General features: G+C 40.0%; 11 protein-coding genes. 6 read left to right on the top strand and 5 right to left on the bottom strand.

Annotated elements, in window-relative coordinates:
* Nucleotides 1-19 precede the first annotated feature (19 nt).
* Both PSH50_RS19650 and PSH50_RS19645 read left to right on the top strand, forming a co-directional pair.
* On the top strand, nucleotides 20-1,597 hold the full coding sequence (locus PSH50_RS19650; RefSeq protein WP_273587025.1) for a glycoside hydrolase family 68 protein: 1,578 nt from the start codon (nucleotides 20-22) through the stop codon (nucleotides 1,595-1,597).
* A gap of 286 nt (nucleotides 1,598-1,883) precedes the next feature.
* Nucleotides 1,884-3,536 (top strand): glycoside hydrolase family 32 protein, encoded by a 1,653-nt coding sequence (locus PSH50_RS19645; protein ID WP_273587024.1) that lies wholly within the window; start codon nucleotides 1,884-1,886, stop codon nucleotides 3,534-3,536.
* Between the two features lie 890 nt (nucleotides 3,537-4,426).
* Here PSH50_RS19645 and fucP read toward each other — a convergent pair.
* Nucleotides 4,427-5,734: an L-fucose:H+ symporter permease gene (gene fucP, locus PSH50_RS19640; protein ID WP_273587023.1), complete on the bottom strand. Its 1,308-nt coding sequence runs from the start codon at nucleotides 5,732-5,734 to the stop codon at nucleotides 4,427-4,429.
* A gap of 230 nt (nucleotides 5,735-5,964) precedes the next feature.
* Here fucP and PSH50_RS19635 point away from each other — a divergent pair, with 230 nt between their 5' ends.
* The 3 genes from PSH50_RS19635 (at nucleotide 5,965) to PSH50_RS19625 (ending at nucleotide 11,069) form a co-directional block, all read left to right on the top strand.
* On the top strand, nucleotides 5,965-7,182 hold the full coding sequence (locus PSH50_RS19635) for an ROK family transcriptional regulator (RefSeq protein WP_337939021.1): 1,218 nt from the start codon (nucleotides 5,965-5,967) through the stop codon (nucleotides 7,180-7,182).
* Between the two features lie 237 nt (nucleotides 7,183-7,419).
* Nucleotides 7,420-10,017 (top strand): TonB-dependent receptor, encoded by a 2,598-nt coding sequence (locus tag PSH50_RS19630; RefSeq protein ID WP_273587022.1) that lies wholly within the window; start codon nucleotides 7,420-7,422, stop codon nucleotides 10,015-10,017.
* A gap of 32 nt (nucleotides 10,018-10,049) precedes the next feature.
* Nucleotides 10,050-11,069 (top strand): carbohydrate kinase, encoded by a 1,020-nt coding sequence (locus tag PSH50_RS19625; RefSeq protein ID WP_273587021.1) that lies wholly within the window; start codon nucleotides 10,050-10,052, stop codon nucleotides 11,067-11,069.
* Nucleotides 11,070-11,726: 657 nt separating this feature from the next.
* Here the strand turns inward: PSH50_RS19625 and PSH50_RS19620 are convergent.
* The 3 genes from PSH50_RS19620 to PSH50_RS19610 form a co-directional block, all read right to left on the bottom strand.
* Nucleotides 11,727-12,215, bottom strand: coding sequence for a DUF6436 domain-containing protein (locus PSH50_RS19620; protein ID WP_273587020.1), 489 nt, complete (start codon nucleotides 12,213-12,215; stop codon nucleotides 11,727-11,729).
* 13 nt (nucleotides 12,216-12,228) lie between these two features.
* Nucleotides 12,229-13,695, bottom strand: a complete 1,467-nt coding sequence (locus PSH50_RS19615; RefSeq protein ID WP_273587019.1) for a methyl-accepting chemotaxis protein — start codon at nucleotides 13,693-13,695, stop codon at nucleotides 12,229-12,231.
* 106 nt (nucleotides 13,696-13,801) lie between these two features.
* Entirely contained in the window at nucleotides 13,802-14,356 is a 555-nt protein-coding gene (locus PSH50_RS19610) for a hydrolase (protein WP_273587018.1), read from the bottom strand.
* 180 nt (nucleotides 14,357-14,536) lie between these two features.
* On the opposite strand from PSH50_RS19610, the gene PSH50_RS19605 reads away from it, so the two are divergent.
* Nucleotides 14,537-19,024 (top strand): EAL domain-containing protein, encoded by a 4,488-nt coding sequence (locus tag PSH50_RS19605; RefSeq protein ID WP_273587017.1) that lies wholly within the window; start codon nucleotides 14,537-14,539, stop codon nucleotides 19,022-19,024.
* Here PSH50_RS19605 and PSH50_RS19600 read toward each other — a convergent pair.
* Complete coding sequence (locus PSH50_RS19600; RefSeq protein ID WP_273587016.1) at nucleotides 19,021-19,917, bottom strand: cation diffusion facilitator family transporter; 897 nt, start codon at nucleotides 19,915-19,917, stop codon at nucleotides 19,021-19,023. The two genes, PSH50_RS19605 and PSH50_RS19600, sit on opposite strands and share 4 nt — an antisense overlap.
* Nucleotides 19,918-20,099 lie beyond the last annotated feature (182 nt).

Below are 20,099 nucleotides of genomic sequence, written 5' to 3'. Positions count from 1 at the left end.
ATTTAGTGAGAAGATATTGATGGATAGTAAAATAAGTAAATCGACAATCCCAATTTTGTGTGCATTTCTGGGTTTAACAACGGCAGCTGTTGCAGAACCTTATCTACAGCCAGGTCCCGAGCCGACACTTCACACCCAAGAGGCATTTTCACCTGAGAGTAATTTCACTGCGAAGTGGACGCGGGCTGATGCACGCCAAATCAAGCGCATGTCTGATCCGACGGCAGGTTCACGTCAAAATTCGATGCCTGAAGAATATACTATGCCTGATATCCCGCAAAACTTTCCCGACATGTCGAACGAACAGGTCTGGGTATGGGACTCTTGGCCTCTTACTGACGAGAATGCTAATCAGTACAGTGTCAATGGGCAGGAGATCATTTTTTCTTTAGTAGCTGACCGTAGCCTTGGCTTTGATGACCGTCATGTTTACGCAAAGATCGGCTACTTCTATCGGCCGGCTGGGATTTCCGCTGACCAACGCCCAGAAAATGGTGGTTGGACCTATGGTGGTCTCGTGTTCGATGAAGGTGTCACCGGTGAAATTTTCGAGGACCAGTCTTATAGCCACCAGACCCAGTGGTCAGGCTCGGCGCGTATTTTTCCAGGTGGTGAAATAAAATTATTTTTCACAGATGTTGCATTCTACCGAGACCAAAACGGTGGACCGGACATCAAACCGTACGACTCTCGACTCGCCCTAAGCGTAGGCCATGTGCATGCTAATAAACACGGTGTGAGATTCACCGGGTTCAATAAAGTTACGTCGTTACTCGAGGCTGACGGCACTTACTACCAAAATGCTGAGCAAAACCCTTACTATAACTTCCGCGACCCGTTTACTTTCGAAGATCCGGCTCATCCAGGTGAGACCTATATGGTATTTGAGGGCAACACGGCGATGGATCGGGTCACTGCACAGTGTGATGCTGACGACCTTGGCTACCGGGACGGCGACCCTTATGCAGAAACCGTAACTCAAGTGAATGCATCGGGTGCGCCCTTTCAAATCGGTAACGTTGGTCTGGCCAGGGCTACGAACGACGACCTGACCGAGTGGGAATTTCTGCCGCCTATTCTATCTGCAAACTGTGTCACCGACCAGACTGAACGACCGCAGATTTACCAACAAGATGGCAAGTACTATCTTTTCACTATTAGCCACAGCACTACATATGCAACAGGTATTACTGGCCCCGAGGGCGTATATGGTTTCGTAGGCAACGGTATTCGCAGCGATTACCAGCCGATGAACCAGGGATCTGGGCTGGTGCTCGGTAACCCAACAAACCTCAATTACTGGCCAGGTAGCCCGTTTGCGCCAGACTATAATCAGCATCCAGGTCAATTCCAGTCATACTCACACTATGTGATGCCTGGTGGTTTAATCCAATCGTTCATCGACACAATCGGCACTAAAGAAAATTTTCGCCGTGGTGGGACACTTGCACCTACAGTTAGGATAAAAATTAACGGCGACTCGTCAGAGGTTGATTATTCCTATGGCGTAAATGGTTATGGGCTAGGTGGTTGGGCCGATATCCCTGCAAACCTGAATGTGAATTCGGGCGGACAGATCAAGCCACTTAAGCAATAACTTTAGTAAATTAACTTATATAGTCCTTACAAGGGGGAAGAGGAGAATGTGTTGTACCGACGTATCCTCTTCTCTCTTATTTGTACCTGACAAATAAAAGTATGCGGATTCATTGGACAGCCTCACAAACTGTCAGTCTGTTTTTTTGTTTTGCGGCAGTGACTTTTGAAGCACTGCATTTCTTTATTTTACAATTTTTTTGTACCGCCCATACCATCTATCATGCTCATTGAGTACCTTTGCGCAACTACTTTACTTTTTATCCGATTTTCCAATAAGGAGAGTTATGAATAACAATTTTATTTTAATATCTGCAAGTCGCTGGTCTTTGGCAATTTGCATGTTGGTCGCGCTGTTCAATTCAGGGGGGTCATCGGCCGTTGAATTCGGTTCCGAAGCAGCAATCAGCTCCTCACCGTTGCCCCTGTTGACAGAAAAATCATCTAAATACCAGCGTCCGACTAATTGGGCACGATATAGACCCGCAATGCACCTGACCCCCGAAAAACACTGGATGAACGATCCTCAGCGTCCAATTATGATTGACGGTATCTGGCACTACTATTACCTTTACAATGCCGATTATCCTATAGGGAATGGTACTGAGTGGTACCACGCAACCTCGGTTGACCTTGTGCACTGGCAAGATCACGGCGTGGCAATTGATAAGTATAAGAATGGCCTCGGCGATATTGAAACCGGCAGCGCAGTAATTGACATCAATAACACTGCAGGCTTCGGTCCTGGCGCGGTAATCGCCATTATGACTCAACAGCACGAGGGTGTGCAGCGTCAATCACTCTTTGTCTCGACTGACGGCGGCTATCGTTTTAAGGCGTACCAAGACAACCCTATTATGGACAATCCAGGATCCCAGCATTGGCGTGATCCTAAAATAGTCTGGGACGACACGCGCAATGAATGGTTGATGGTTCTGGCTGAGGGTCATAAGATCGGCTTTTACACATCGCCCGATTTGAAGCATTGGAAGTATCAGTCTGGGTTCAAGCGCAGCGACCTTGGAATTCTGGAATGTCCAGACCTGTTCCGGATGTCGGTCAACGGTGACACTGCAACTACACGATGGGTGCTGGTAACTGGCGCGAACGGCTTTAAAAAAGGAATGACCACGGGAACTGTGTACTGGACCGGAGAATGGGACGGAGAACATTTCACCGCTGATCACGATGAACCTCAATGGCTAGACTTGGGCGCCGACTTTTATGCCGCAGTGACATGGGACGACCCCCGCAACAATGACGCCGAACGCCTTACTTCGCGCTATGCCATCGGTTGGCTTAATAACTGGGCCTACGCCACCAAACTCCCAACCGATGACTGGCACGGGGGAGCTAACTCGGTCGTACGGCGCATCATGCTTCAGTCCGTCGACGGTAAGCCACAACTTGTATCGCAACCCATAAATGCGATCAACAAACTTGAAGGCAGTACAGTAGCTCGATCTAATATTCGGGTGACGGAAGCGTCGAAAACGACACTCCCTCAACCTCCATCCGACGCCTACCGTCTCCGTGTGAAGATTAATGCGGATTCAGATGCTAAAGAGGTCCGCTTCCGACTTAAGGAAGGAAAAAAGCACTTTTCTATCGTTGGGTACAACCTTGCGAATGATACTGTATTTATCCAACGCGATAGTGATGCTATAGCCAATGCGATGCCCAAAGTTTACCGCGAGATTCGAAAGTCGCCCGTACAAATGCGCGATGGCTTTGTCATGTTGGATATCATTGTAGATACAACATCCATTGAGGTCTTTGTAAATAACGGAGAAGTTGTACTTTCAAATCTTGTATTCGGTGCCCCCGGAGAAAATGCCCTCTCGGTCGAGTCAATTGGCGGGAATACCGAACTGAGCTTATTTGAGCTAGCTCCTTTGAAGGTTGCCCCGATCATTCGCAGTAAAGGTAATACGCGCTAGGCCTATGCTCCCGTGAAATTTTCGCCTAGATGTATTTTAAGGTGTTGCTAGTTATTGTGTAATTAATAGATATCGTTCCAATATGCTATCTCTCTAAGAACAAAGAAGCTCGACAGCTATTGAAGTGAATTGAGCTTCCTGAAAAAACAATGATGCGGGTCTAGTTGTACATCAGATTGACAAAACCAGAGAGATGTTGATAACTCTATAATTCACACGGAGTTTGATTTGAAATTTATCAACTAAAGTAGAGGGCTATATTTGTAATTCGTATCAGCTTTTTACTAACGTAATGGTAAAGTAATTTTGGACACCCATTAAGAAGGAAATATTATGCTAATAAGCATATAAATTTGGGTAAAAATCACAAAATTAAAACGCGAAACTTATTCCGCAGTAATCAAATAAGAAACTACTCAATTAGCTTAATTTAGGTTTAACGACAATTGACTCTAAGATTAAATATAAAGAACCTTAAATTGTGGCCAATATAATTGGCCACTACATTTCGAGAATCCCTCCACAAATATACATCTCAATTGTTGGATGTAGTACCACTACAATGGTGAGTACTTTGCTGAGGTTCTGACAAAAGCATTATTCATATTAAGCTTAATAGGAGCGTTATAAGGTTGCTCGATTTAAACTAAAAATGTCTTTCGTTTTAGTAAACTCACCTCCACCCAGTTTAACCTCGCTCTTTGATGCAATGGGCGCGGACTAATACCACCCACTAAATACGAGTAAATATTGCGTTGCTTGTATTGAGCTAATACTAAAAAACATAAGGCTTAATAAACTTTTAATTATCAATGCCTCAACTTACCAGTATTTAGCTAGCAGAGAAAATATAATACAAAAAAGCCGAGCTCTTAACTCGGCTCAAGTTATTAACAAGGAGAGGTTTTGTTAAACGTTCTTACTTTGGCCTTTAAATCAAATGCAGCATAAGCGGCTACAACAATAAAGCAACCTGCAGGCACCATATATGACAATGCAACGCTGTAAGTATCAATAAATACAGCTTGAATTACAGGTACTATTGCCCCACCAAGAATCGCCATAACTAAACCTGCTGCGCCTAGCTTAGCATCGTCACCTAACCCGTGTAGCGCAATTGCATATATAGTAGGAAACATTAATGACAAACAAGCAGAAATACATACTAGTGCCCAAACACCACTTATATTAGGCATTTGCACCATGTAAATACATAACATCATTGCTATAAGAGATGTAGCCATCAGTAACTTTGCAGGACGGATAAATCCCATAAGCCACGTCATTACAAAACGAGACACTAAAAATGTAATCATACTGTACTGTAAAATTGTACCGCCACTGACCTCATTTGTATTCAACGCTTCCATTACATATTGAATCGTAAAGGTCCATACACATGTCTGTGCAGCAACATTAAAAAATTGGGCTATTACACCAAAACGATAATGGGTATTTTTAAATAAGCGTTTAAAGGCTGGCTTAAAATCAACATGTTTTGAGACCTGCTTCTTTTTACAAAAATCCGGCGTTTTAGTGAACGCGATGGCAAGCCAAATAAAAACAAGCACACATGCCATACCCACATATGGCACCATTACGGCATCCAATTCGGCGCTTATTATATTTTTGAGCTGCGAAGTAGTCATGCTCGAACGCTCATCGGAAGTAGCGGTATTCAAGCTTGGTAAAATAAGAGTAGCAGCCAAAAACACCCCTATGTTTGTCCCTACCGGATTAAATGATTGCGCTAAATTCAACCTTCGAGTTGCACTTTGCTCATTCCCCATCCCCATAACATAAGGGTTTGCAGATGTTTCTAAAATAGATAGGCCACCTGCAAGTATAAATAAAGCCGCTAAAAAAAAGCCATAGGTCATTGCTTGACTAGCAGGGTAAAACATAAATGCGCCCATTGCAGCCATGCCTAGCCCAGTTAATACGCCAACTTTATAAGAAAACCGTTTGTTAATATAGGCAGCAGGAATAGCTAAGCAAAAATATGCGCCATAATAACTAAACTGCACCAATGCGGATTGCACTGAAGACATAGTAAAAATTTTACTAAAAACTTTTACTAACGGATCGGTCATATTTGCAGCTGCACCCCAAGCTGCAAAACATAATACGAGTAAAATAAAAGGCACGACCATCTCTTTTGAGACCAGAGGTGCTTTCGTGTGTGTGTGTGTGGTCATTTCAGTGTCTCAGTTGTTAACTTTAAGTAAAGCATTTAAACAGGTATATATCTGCACGTCAATAAATCAACTATAGTTATTTATTGCGCTTTTAGCTTTATATAATCTCAATATATTATTCAACAAAGTAGCAAAGCAGCTCCCATTTATACAGGTTGCTGTATCGCCAAACGGGATCTTGCGGTGTACAATAAATTAAGTTATTCAAGACAATAACCAACTAGGTAGGAATAATTATTAAAGCTAAAAACCCTCGATTTACATCACAAGAAGGCAGAAGCCAATCAGGCCTGCGTGCTTATAATGAACGTCGAATTATGACGCTGATCCGTCAGCAAGGTAGCGCTCCAAAAGCTGAAATTGCGCTGAAAACAGGGCTTTCTGCGCAAGCGGTTACAGTTATTATTAATAGCTTAGAAGCCGACTCCCTGTTAATAAGAAAAGAGCCACAACGAGGCCGTGTGGGGCAACCCACAATCCCCTTTGCACTAAACCCTGATGGCGCATTTGGTATAGGTCTAAAAGTAGGTCGCCGTAGTTTTGATTTAACACTTATTGATTTAATGGGAAATATTCGTGCTACGCTTCATGAAAATTGCGCTTACCCAACAGTAGATAGCCTACTAACCTTTTTAAGAAAAGGTATAAGCGTACTAAAAATGAGCCTTAATAAAGACCTAGCAGATAGGATTTTAGGCATAGGCGTTGCTACTCCTTACGAGATTTGGAATTGGACAGAAGAAGCCGGTGCCCCTACTGAAATAATGGAACAGTGGAAATCTTTTGATTTTAAGTTAAGAATAAATCAAATAATTGACCTACCTGTTTATGTTTGTAATGACGACACAGCTGCTTGTTCAGCTGAGTTAAGCTTTGGAAACCCTACCCGATTTACAGATTTTTTATATGTTTTTATAGGCACCTTTATTGGGGGTGGCGTAGTCATAAATGAATCATTATTTACAGGTAAAAAAGGCAATGCAGGCGCTATTGGCTCACTTCCCAAGCCTATGCTTAATAGCAAAGGTCAACTTAGTTCTCAGCAGCTTATTATGCAGTCATCTTTATATATTTTAGAAAAAATGCTTAAAAATGATGGCTACAACACCGATATACTATGGAGTTCTAATGAATATTGGGGCGACTTAGGACCTGTTTTAGAAAAATGGATAGATCAAGTTGCTGACGGCCTCGCCTATGCAGCATTATGCTCCCTTGCGATTTTTGATTTTGAAGCTGTCGTTATTGACGGCGCTATTCCCATAAACGTTAGAGAAAAAATAGTACTCGCTACCCAGATAAAATTAAGCGAAGCAGATCACCGTGGTATTAATCGCTGTGAAGTAAAAAGTGGTTCTATTGGCGCTAAAGCACAATCAATAGGCTGCGCTAACTTACCGTTACTCATAAACTTTTCACAAGACAACACTATCCTTTCACACCATTAAAGCAATTCTGAATTCACTATTAGCAGCTTGCGCTTAGCTTGAGCTGCTATATACAAAGTACCTTTTCATAAATCACATAGACTAATAAGTCACCATTATGTTTGTAAAAATTAATAAATAATAATAGTTGATTTATTAAATCAAGTTCTCTACATTCTATTCACAATTTTGAAAACACTGACTCGTTTGATTAATAAATCACAAAATTGTAAACACACACAATAAAGAGAGAACAACATGAAAAATATGTCTGCTAAAATGACCTTAATAGCTACGGCAGTTGCTATTTGCATTTCACCCAAAGCTAAGTCGCAAGCCCAAGGTTCATTAGAAACAAAGAGTGATTTAGGTTTTGAAAGAATAATCGTAACAGGTACATCTCGACCCAAAGAAAAAATTGAGTCAACGAATGCAATGACAACGTTTAACGAAGCAAAGTTAGAGCAGTTAGCGCCCCACAGTGTAGCAGAGCTCGTTAGAAGTATTCCTGGTTTTCACGCCGAAGACACCGGCGGCGAAACGGGTAATAACGTGGCCCCCAGAGGTTTCCCACTTTCAACCCAAACTGAATTTACAGCACTACTACGTGACGGTATGACTGTATTTTATAATCAAGATATTTTATTCACTCAAAATGACAGGTTTACTCGACTTTCAAGTTATGTAGGTAATGTGGAAGCAATAAGAGGCGGTGCATCCTCTATATTTGTTGGTAGTGCACCTGCAGGGTTTATTAACTTTATCTCCCGTGAAGGGGGCGATGATACTCAAGGCGATGTATTTTTTGAAACCAACAGTAATAATCGTTTAGGAGTGCAAGGTTGGGTAAGCGGCTCTATTAATGATCAAACAACCTATGCGGTAGGCGCTTGGTACCGTGAGGATGACTCAGCACGCGATCCTGGGTATACAGCAAACCAAGGTGGTGAAATAAACGCTAATATTAAATATTTTTTTGATGATGGTAATGGATTTACGCGCTTTGAAATAAACAAACAAGATGACAGTTCATTCTTTTTTATCCCACAACCACTAACGGGAAGCACTACCGATGCGCAAACAATACCTGGTGGTATGGATATAAGAGACGGAACAACAGGTAATTCAGCAGGTGCTCGCCTTTTAACGCTAAACAACACCCCAAGCGGAGACATAGATTTAGACGTAGCAGATGGCAACTACGCTGACGTCACTTATTTTGGTAACACTACCGAAATAGAAATAAACGAGAATTTAATTTTTTCTAACCAAATGCGTTATACGGATATGTTAACTACATTTACCGGTATCATAAATGTAGGTAATGCCGAATTATTATCAGATAAAGCGCAAGCCATTTATGATGCAAATGCAGACCAATTAAGTAATGCACTCGTAAACGGTAATTTAAATTTTGATATTCGTGATGCAGGTACAGGGTTTAGTGTTGCAAACTCAAGTGATGTAAACTCATATAACACAAATGGCTACGGTATTAATGCCGGCTTTTGGCACAGACGCTTCGAAGGCGATAACTTTCAAAATGAAACTAAATTAAACTACACATTCGATAACATGGGGGATGGCACTCTCTATGCAAACTTTGGGTTATTTTTCTCTAATATCAATGGTCACGTAACTGACTACCGTATTAATACATTACAATCAATTGAGCCTCTACCACAACGATTAGATATTGTTTTTACCGATGAACAAGGTAACGATATTGGCAGCGGCACATATAAAGGTATTCAGTCAGGGTCTCATGGTTATGCAGATATTGTTTACAGTGAAAAAACTCTCGCGCCGTTTGCCGATTTTGAGTACGAACTTGAAGATGTATCTTTCAATTTAGGCCTAAGATACGAAACATTAAAAGCAGATGGAGAGGCGCAAAATCAAGCAGAATATACAATAAATAGCTTTGCCAGTGATACAGATACTATTAACGGCAATATCTCCTTACCTTTTGGCGCAGGCACCTTCAGAAACTTTAACGTTGAATACAATGAACTTGCTTGGACAGTGGCCGCAAACTATAAATTTAATGATGATTTGGCTGTATTTACACGTTACGCAGATGGCTTTCGTATGCCTGATGTTGACAAGTACATGGCAATTACAGGCTTAGCAAATCAGCAGGAAATTGACGAGTTTAATAATTCCAATCGTCGAGAAACACAGCCGGCATCAACGGTAATGGCTGAGGTAGGCATCAAATATAATGAAGGCGACATAGCCGCATTTATAACGGGTTACTTTGCGGCTGCTGATGATTTATTTTTTAATGTGCCAACGGTTGAAAACGGCCAAGTTGTTCAACGCCAAGCATTTAGAAATACGGAAACTCTTGGCGTTGAAGCTGAGTTAAACTTTCAAGTTACCGAAGGCTGGCGCGTTGGTGTTTCTGCTACTTATCAATCTCCAGAGTTTGTGAACACCCCTGCCGCTCAATACCTTGATGCGAATGGTAATGCTGCGGCTATTGATATCAATGGCAACATGCCTGTACGTGTTCCTGAGCATTTTGGACAACTTACTAGTAGCTATGAATTTGATGATTTTTCTTGGGGGATGGCAACACTACATGGTAGCTATTCATGGAGTGGTAAACGTTATGCTGATGATGCCAACACTGCGGAGCTTCCTATGTATGGCATGCTAAATATTGGTTTATCGCTTGAAAATGAAAAAGGCTACTACCTTCGCGCTGATGTAAAAAACCTAAATAATTCTGAAGGGTTATCAGAGGGCGATCCACGTGCAGGTGAAACAGTTGCGGGTCAAGCAACTACGTTCAATGCACGGGTTGTGCTACCACGCACATTTAGTATTAGCATAGGTAAGCGCTTTTAATTTTATTTTTATCGCCTGCTTAGCAGGCGATAATGTTTACTATTATAGGAGTATTTACGATGGAAGTACTTGCAATCGGCGAGGCGTTAATCGATTTACTTTCAAATGAATGTATAAACGAAAACACCTCAAATCAGTCGTTTAGTTTTAACCAATTTGCAGGCGGTGCACCAGCAAATGTAGCTGTAGCAGTGGCTAAGTTAGGTGGTAAAAGTGCACTTTTAGGAAAGGTAGGTGATGACAAGTTTGGCCACTTTTTAATTAATGCCCTTAAATCCCATAACGTAAATACAGATCACCTTGGTTTATCTCTAAGGGGTAAAACTGCCATTGCTTTTGTGTCTTTAGATAAAAGCGGTGAACGTACGTTTGAGTTTTATGACAAATCCGCAGCCCATTACGACCTTCATATAACAGATCTAGATCCAACCTTATTTACGCAACCTAAAATTGTTTCATTTTGTTCAGGCTCGCTAGCCAAGCCACTCATTTACGATACCACTGTATATGCTATGCAACAGTTTAATAAAGTTGATTCTATATCCTGTATGGATATTAATTTTCGCCCGGCATTTTGGGATGCACCTCATACTGCAGCATCAGTAATATTTGAAGTTGCCAAAACAGTTAATATCATCAAAGCGAGTAAAGAAGAGCTAACTATGTTGTATGGGATAGAGCATATAGAAAGTACTATAAAAGCGTGGATTGATAGTGGTGTAACGTTAGTACTTATGAGCGATGGCGCCAAGCCAATTTCATTTACATCTCAATCTTTCAGTGGAACCTACCCTTGCCCTTATGCAAATGTTGTAGATACCACTGCTGCAGGGGACTCATTTATTGGCGGCTTTTTATATCAACTAGCTAAGCAAATTTGTAATCGTAGTGAATTTTCTACTTGGACTAATAATTTTGAAAACGTTTTAAAAGCTATTGACTTTGCGACTAAATGTGGAGCATTAACAGTCTCTAAATTTGGTGCCTTTGATGCACTGCCAACACAAAGTGAAATAGCTAACCTAAAACTTAAATCCGCAGCTGTGGCATAGCTTATAACAATAAAATCCGTAAACTAAATTTTGGTTACTAATTCCATACCAACTAGACTTTTTTGCCTTTAGTACGTATTTGTTAAAAGATAAAGCTTTCTTAAACAGAAAAAACTATCGGCAAAAAAGTATGCGTGAAAAAATAAATTTAAATCCCTTTCTACTTAGATATGTCTTTAGTAGTGCTATATCGACCCCGCTTATTTATAACTTTGAGCCATTTAAGCTTAGGGATGCGCATTATTACGAATGGCACTAGCACTTTGTTTATTAAAAACTCCTGAAATAAAAAGCCAACTAAAGCGCTTTAACGCGACACTTAATATTCTTAGCCAAAACATGCTTGCTCTTGAGAATCCGCTTAACCAAACGTAAAAAATAATTAGGCTGCACTCTTTCAAGAAAGCATGCAAATAAGCGGCTAGAGTTAAATAAGCTTTATTATAGGATTAACTAAAATGGAGTACTTTTTAAATTCACTTTATGTAATTGTACTAACAGTAGGCTTCATCAAAGTTTGTTGTTTATAACCGTAATCTAAAGCCGTAAATGTAGCGCTTACTCGTATTTGAGCCACAAACCTACCAGTCTAATATTCTTAATATTATGCAGGTGGCGTTTTTAATACCTATAAAAGGCTAATCAGTAATAGCGCTATCAAGCAGTGCAGTAACAACCACTGGTTTTATTAAGTAAAAGTTCGCTGTTAAATCCAGCTACAAGATTATTTATAACCGTTTCAACAAAACCACTGCCCTGCGCGCAGCCAAGCCCTTGAGAAAGCGGGCCGGCATAAACAAAGTCACCTTTATCGTTAATCACCACGGCAGCTGGTGTAGCAGGGAGCAGTATTTGTAAAGAGGCTGTTTGCTCAATATTGATAAGCGTAATATTTTGCGCTTTAGAAAACGCAGCCAACTGTTTTAAATGAGGCTGGGCTTGCTTGGTGCAGCCACAGTCAGGGTCAGTAACGATAATCAATGAATTATACTTTGCAGCTGTAAACCCTATGTGTTGTTTAAATTTAGTAAACCACCCTGGTTGATCAAGCACGCCATAGCTGTCAAAAACGCGCAACTGATTATATTGATAATAAACTAAACCAGAAACCGTCAATACTAACCACAGAGCAATCACTGCACTCATTTTAATGGATGAATTACTTAAATTTAGCAATGCTTTGCTCTAATACCGCAATACTTACGTCGATCATTTGTACTTTAGCGGTTAGTTTTTCTACCACTTTGGTATCTTGATATTGGCTTTGCTGCATTTGTTCTGTGCTAGAAGCTATTTGTTTTGTGTTTACAGCTTGCTCAGCAACAACTTGCGCTACAGAGTGAGTACTCTGGCTGACAGCTTTTATTTGCTCACTCATGGCGCTTATGTTTTCTTTCATGGTGGTGCTGATATGCGTTAAATCAACAACAAAATCGACACACTGGCTCATAGATTGGGTTGACGTTTTACTGTTTGTAACTAAATCTTTTAATGTTAAAGCAATTTTATCTGTCGTGGCTTTACTGCTTGTAGCAAGCGTTCTGACTTCATCGGCTACAACTGCAAAGCCGCGGCCATGCTCACCCGCTCTTGCGGCTTCAATGGCTGCGTTAAGCGCAAGTAAGTTAGTTTGCTCTGCAATGCCTGATATTTCATTCAACAACCCTGATATTACATCGCCAGCGGCCACTAAATGATTTATTTGCTCTTCTGTATGATTAAGTAAATTAAGTAGCTCCGTGCTTTTAGTGTCTGTTTGCATAACGTCATTTAAGGCGCTATTTGCAGCTTGAGTAATGTTATCTACTTGCTGCTTTAACACTTCGCTTTCATGCTCAACTAAGCTAAAGCCCTTTGCAACTTGAGCACCAGAGTCAGCTATATCATTAGTTTGTTGCTTTCTTTGCTCTGCCCCGCTTGCTAGCTCATCGTGTACGTTTATTAATTGCTGCGAATTTTGCTGCAGTGAAAGAGACTGCGTTTGCACTTGCCTAATTACATCTGATAAATAACCCAATAAAGTATTAAAGCCCGCTACTGCATTGCTATTTTTATCATCGGCCCTAAGCGAAAGCTGTATATGCTCGGGGTCTTGCATAATGGCTTCGGTCGCTTTGGTTAAAGACACGCCAGCTCGGCGCTCTTGTTGTAGAGTTTTAGCAATATAGCCTGCTACAAACACTTCTACTATTGCATAGCCGGCATGTATAAGCACCGTAGTAAACGCCAGTCTATCTGGGTCAAATACATAAAAGCCGGTGTTTTGTGTTTGTAAAAAGTAAAAGCTTAAATGATGAACGGCCACAAAAATAATGGCCGTAATAAACACCTGCCATTGCACAAACATGATCAACATGGCCATTAAGATGAATATTTCGAAGTGTATTTCTATTAACCCGAAGGCTTGTTGTATATGCAAAAAAGAAAACATCATAATTGCCGCAGCCACAACATGGCCTGTGATTGGGTTATTTTGCTGAGTTTTAAGTAACCATATAGGCATTAAACTTAAAGGTAGGCCGACTATAAATGCTTGTGTAAGTGTCCCAAAGTACAAGCCTAGGGCGATAGACTCTACAAACAAAAAAATAAATATTATGGTGAATAAACGACTTACACTATTCATAAATGCCTTTAATTATTAAAATTTTTTTGAACAAAATCAGGGGTTGTACGTATTAGCTAATAATTACGACCACATTTAATTATCAATATAGCCTAGCCTGCCAACTTTACTTAATAATTGATAAAACCGCTTTAAATTCAGGTAAGGCTGCGTTTTTTGTCCACTGAAAAATGATACTTTCTACGCTTGTAATTATTGCCCCAGCCTGTTGTAACTGCTCTAGAGCTAGCGATTTATGCATCGTATTTCGTGAACCCACAGCATCTGCCGCTACATGCACCTCAAATCCTTGGGCTATTAAATCTAAGCAGGTTTGTAAAACACATACATGCGCCTCTGTGCCTATTACTATAATTTGTGAACGCGTAAGCTTTGTAAACACAGCATTAAATGCAGGCTCATTACACGCACTAAAATGCGTTTTTTCAACAGTCTGTGCGTTTATAAGGGTGTTTTTTAAAAGGCTGTTTGTACCACCAAGCCCTTGAGGATATTGCTCAGTCACTATGCTAGGAATTTTAAAAAGGGCGCTTACTTTGGCAATTTTTATTGCCCACTCTAGTAAATCAGAAAAACCACTAATAGCGGGAGAAAGCTTATCTTGAATATCTATCACTAATAACACGCTGTTATCTGCAGACAAATTTTTGTGACTAACCATAACACCCCGCTTTTAAGTAATTATAATTAGTAAGCGTAGCTTAAATGATTATAAATAACTAAATTAGTGCTTTAATTTAGTTGTTATAAGTTGTAATCCACATTTTAAAAAATGTGCTATATTTAACTTTTATATATATATCCCTGCCCTAGAGCGAGTTTATTAGTGCGATTGAGTATTTTGTTTTTTCTCTTCACCACTGTATGTTTTCTTTGTATTACTAGCGTATCGGCCTCCACAAATTATGCTCAACAACTACAACGAATATCTACCGATGAAGGTTTATCCCAAAATTACGTAACTAAAATTTTGCAAGACGATTTAGGTTATATTTGGATAGCTACAGCGCAAGGGCTTAATCGATTTGACGGCTACACGGTAACCCCTTTTGATGGCGGATTTACCCTTAACGAAAACTTCATCACTACACTATTTAAAACGCATGCAGGCAATATAATTGTTTCTACTGAGCTTGCCGGTGCCTATTTAGTTAACCCAAAAACGTTAACTACTCGTAATATATTTTCGGGCAATCTTGCAGGTAATACAGCTAGTTACGCTTCAATTGAAGCGATAGCCCAACACCAAGATACCTTTTACCTTGCCATTTTAAACAACGTGTATTCACTTAACTCTAAAACAAATTCACTTACTTTAGAGTTTACTATAGGCAATGAAAACAGCGTGGTGCGCGCGTTAAAATATTACAAAAATACGCTATTTATAGGCACACAAACGGGTTTATTTAGTTACGACCTAAAAACAGAGTCATTAACCCCTCTTAATTTACATACTCCCGATAAACAAACAGTCGATAACAGTAATGTTAAGTTTTTATCTGTAGACCCCGCGCTAGGATTATTAGTAGGCACCGTTGAGGGCATGTACGCATTAAGTTTAAATAGCTCAGCAGGAGCAGCTGCAGATCAAAGCACTAAAAGCGTGATTGCTGATTACAATATTTGGGATTACAGCAATACACCCTATGGCGAATTTATTGCCACAGAGCATGGCTTGTTCGAATTTAACCGAGAAAAGGGCACCACTGAGTTAATTCTTAGCTTTGATCAAAGTAAATTTAATATTACCGAAAATACTATTAACGATTTAATGGTCGACTCAAGTGGCGTGTTTTGGCTGGCGTCGCGCACTCAAGGCGTGCTTACTTGGTCAATAAACACACGGCGCTTTAACAAAATCACCCTACCCGAAAACAACTATATAAACAGTATTTACCAAGACGATGATTTAACTATGTGGTACGGCACCGACAATGGCCTTGCTCATGTAAATGCTAAAAACAAAACAACCTACTACCTAACCTCGCAAGACCCTAAAGCGGTTTATGGTGAATACGCTATTTTTGCAATTAATAAAGCGCATTTAGATTCCACTTCGCGGTATTTATGGCTAACGGGGTACTACAGTTTAATTTTATTTGACAAAGAAACAGGCACTGCCGTTGCCAAAAAAGATTTAAATAACGCACTGTCTGAAGGTGCGGTTATTTATGGTTTGTCTGAGGTAGCCCCCGACACATTCGCTTTTTATAATGATCACAGTTTTTATGTTTATAATGGTAAAGCAGGCTTAACGCGCGAAATTAACGGGTTAAAACAACATGTAAACCCTTTAGAGGCCTATACTTTTCATCGACCTTTTGATGATTACCCAAATGAAGTTGTATTAAGTACAACTACCCACTTTTACCGGTTTAACGAGCAAACAAACACCCTTACCACTATTTATAAAACCAGCAAAAAAGACAGCCAAAATTACCACACAGTAGAAAACTGGTTAACCGATAAAAATAACATTTTATGGTTAGCAACAACCAGCGAAGGCCTAGTGGGTATTGATGCGCAGAGCTTTGAAAAAAAGCACCACTTTAACGTAAGTAACGCCTTAAAAACGCAGTCTATTTATTCACTTATTAGCGATGAGTATGGTTATTTATGGTTTAGCAGTAAAAATGGTTTGTACCGCTTAAATACCGATACGTTAAGGCTGCGAGTTTTTACAGTAAAAGATGGTTTATCGGTTAATTTATTTAGCACTTTAGGGGCAATTACGCTTAAAAATAACACTGTAATGTTTGGCAGCAGTTATGGTGCAATTTCGTTTAACCCCGCTGAGTTTTTACAGCAAAGCACGCAAACAGCTACCTCAATAACCGATATTACATTAATGTCGCGCGATTTAGACTATCAGCCAAATCAGTTTGCCACCTCTGCATTGCAATTAACACATGAAGATATGGGTTTGGAGGTCAGCTTTTCTAATTTTGATTTTCAAAATAGCGCGGAAACACGTTACAAAATTACGCTTCAAGGGCCTACTTCGCTAGAGTATGATGATTTAAAAGCAAACAAAATATTTTTTACAAAGCTCCCACCAGGAAATTATCAATTAAAGGCCAGCGCGTATAATTTTAATAGTGCGACTGAATCAAAGCCGGCGCTGTTAAATTTTAATGTGGCATACGCGCCGTGGAAGTCTCCTTATGCATATGCAGCTTATATTTTAATTATTATAACTGTGCTGTGTTTACTGTTTTGGCAATACAGAAGCAGACAGCTAGCCATAGCTAATGCGCAAAAAGCGACTATACACTCGCAAAAACAAACCGAGCTTGCGCTCAGTAACAATAAAAGTGGCATTTGGGATTACCATTACAGCGACGATTCAGTAAATACAAACCGGGGAAGTGAGCTTGGGTATACTAATTTGCCAAACCGTATTCCATTAAAACATTATTTAGCTTTAATTCACCCTGAAGACAAACCGCGGGTTATTTCGCACTGGTTAAACTTTACCAAACAAAAAAAGCATGAGCATTGGCAAGCAACTTACCGGTTAAAGCATAAGCTTGGCCATTGGTTGTGGTATCAAGATTTAGGGCAAATTATTTATGACGAACACACAAATAAACCGATATCTGTATCTGGCATATATACCAACATAACTGAGCAACGTGCCAATGAGCAGCAAGCCAACATTTTAGGTGAGGCGTTTGGGCAAATAAACGACTGGCTGCTTATTTTAGATAATAATTTGGTGCCGGTTTCTGCAAATAACAGTTTTATAAAAACCTTTTCGCAAACTCATAAACATCCGCTTAGCTTAAAAGTGTTTGTTAATGCGATAGGTAAAGCGCAATGTAAAAGCTATGCCAACACATTAAAAAGCTTAACAGCAAAACAAAATTGGCGAACTGATGCCGTTATTAAAACTGCAACTAACCCGCACCACCCCATACATATAAGTGCCACTGCAATTGCTAAAGATACACATAGCATAAGTTACTATGTGATTGTTATTTCGGATTTAACCGAGCAAAAAAAGGCAGAAGACGAGCTGCGCTATTTAGCCAATTTCGATCCCCTTACACAATTACCTAACCGCAGTTTAATGCATCAAAAAATTGGTAAATCGATTAAAAAAGCTCACCAGCAGCTCACTCAAAGCGCTTTACTATTTATAGATTTAGACAAATTTAAACCGGTAAACGACACATTTGGCCACGCAGTGGGAGATCAACTACTGTGTAATATCACCCAAAGAGTGAGCGCTATGTTGCCAAGTAATGCCACGCTAGGCCGCCAAAGCGGTGACGAATTTTTAGTGCTTATTGATAACGTAGAAGACATAGCCGCACTTAATAACATAGTCAAAAGTATCAGCTCAGAACTTGCCAATAAGGTCATTATCGAAGATTTTTCTATTAATATATCAGCCAGTATTGGCGTGGCTTTATACCCATTTGATGCCAGCTCGACCGATTTACTGATCAGAAACGCCGATGTAGCCATGATGCATGCAAAGCAAGCAGGCAGAAACGGGTTTAAGTTTTTTAACGACTCGATGAACGAGCAAATAAAACAAAAGCTCATCCTCGAAAACGATTTAAAAGACGCCGCGAAAGATAATCTATTATTTAATCACTACCAACCCATAATAGACACGCACGCACAAACAATAAATGGGGTTGAATTACTTATGCGCTGGGAAAATAACGGCCAATTTGTCTCGCCGGCTTTATTTATCCCTATTGCTGAAGAAACAGGCCTGATAGAAGCATTAACTGAGCAAGCTTTAGAGCGCGCGCTAACTGAGCTAGCCCCTACATTGGCCAGCAACCCATTGTTTTATATTTCACTTAACTTGTCGCCAAAGCACATTTTAAGGACGAATATAGCAACCAAGCTGACCAATATATTAAAACAGCATCAAATGAGCCCAGTGCAACTGCGCCTAGAAATAACAGAAAACATACTGCTAGAAGACAAGCAAAAAGCCGCAAAGCAACTACAAAAGTTAAAATCGGCTGGTTTTAAGCTGTTACTCGATGATTTTGGCACCGGCTACTCATCACTTACTTATTTGAGCCAGTTCCCTATTGATGTCATTAAAATTGATCAAAGCTTTGTAAACAGCATTGGGGTTGATAAAAGTGATGAGTCGATCATCAAAACCATTTACACTTTGGCTCAAAACTTAGAGCTTTATTGCATAGCCGAAGGCGTTGAAACTAAGCAACAAAAAGCCTTTTTAGAAGGGTTAGGTTGTCATGTTTTACAAGGTTATTATTTTGCAAAACCAATGAGGGCAGAGCAATTACAAAACCCCGAAACACATGAGCATATTCACACTTTAATAAAAAGTTAGCTATGAATATGCTGGCATTCGTGGCTTTCTATTTGTAGTACGCTGCTTTTAACATTAAAACGCGCAGCGAGAAGTTTTTCTATTTTTAAGCGGCAGGCTTCATCGTGCTTTTCAATTGTACAATGCTCTTTTAACACCACGTGAGCGCCGACAATAATATCGCTGTCTTTGCGCGAGACCGTCACATTATGTACGTTATGCACATGCTCTAACTCGGTAATTGACTGCTCAATATCCTTCACTTTAGGCAACTTAGCGTTATTAAAGAACAGCCCCTTAATACAGCTCGTGATCACTTTACCACCGGTAAATAACACAAACGAGGCAATTAGCATGCTCGATAAAATATCAATAATGCTCCAGCCCGTAAAATAAATAAGTACGCCAGCTATAAACGTAGAAATGGTCGATATAATGTCAAAAAACGAATGTAAAAATACAGCGTACACATTAATGCTTGCTTTGCGCCCTTTATAAAGTACCCACGCTGCAGCACCATGAAATAAAAACCCCACAGAGGCAATACTCGACATTAAAAAGCTGTTTATTGCTAAATCATGGCCATCGTTATGATGGGAAATTCTCTCTACACCTTCATATAAAATAACGGAGCTTATCGCCAAATACAGTAAACCATTAATTAAACCACCAATGAGCTCAGCGCGTTGATAGCCATCGTTATAGGTTTTAGCAAAATGAATTGCTAAGCTTGAGGCAATAAGGGCAATAAATAGCGAGCTATTATGCACAAATAAGTGCCCTGCATCGGCAAGTACAGCAAGCGAATTAGCGTAATAAGCGCCAATTACCTGAATTACCATAAATGAACATGTTATCGCTAAAGCGATAAGTAACCGACGACGAGACGCCTGGTGTGTAGTGATTTCTGTCATGAAATGCTTGAAAAACCTATACTTAAAATGCAAATAAGCCGTCAGGTGGCTTAGAGTAGAAAAGGGTAATGATATACAGTAGCAATTGTAATACGAAGCCCTCTTAAACGCACTAAAAACTTAGCAAAATAGCTAAAGTTGTACTAAATAACATAGTAGGAACAATTAAATTGTATGTAAAA

Source organism: Pseudoalteromonas sp. Angola-7 (genome assembly GCF_028599255.1).
In the GTDB taxonomy this organism is placed as follows: domain Bacteria; phylum Pseudomonadota; class Gammaproteobacteria; order Enterobacterales; family Alteromonadaceae; genus Pseudoalteromonas; species Pseudoalteromonas atlantica.
Note: the sequence above shows the minus strand (reverse complement) of the source record. Positions and strands in the feature narration are given on the sequence as shown.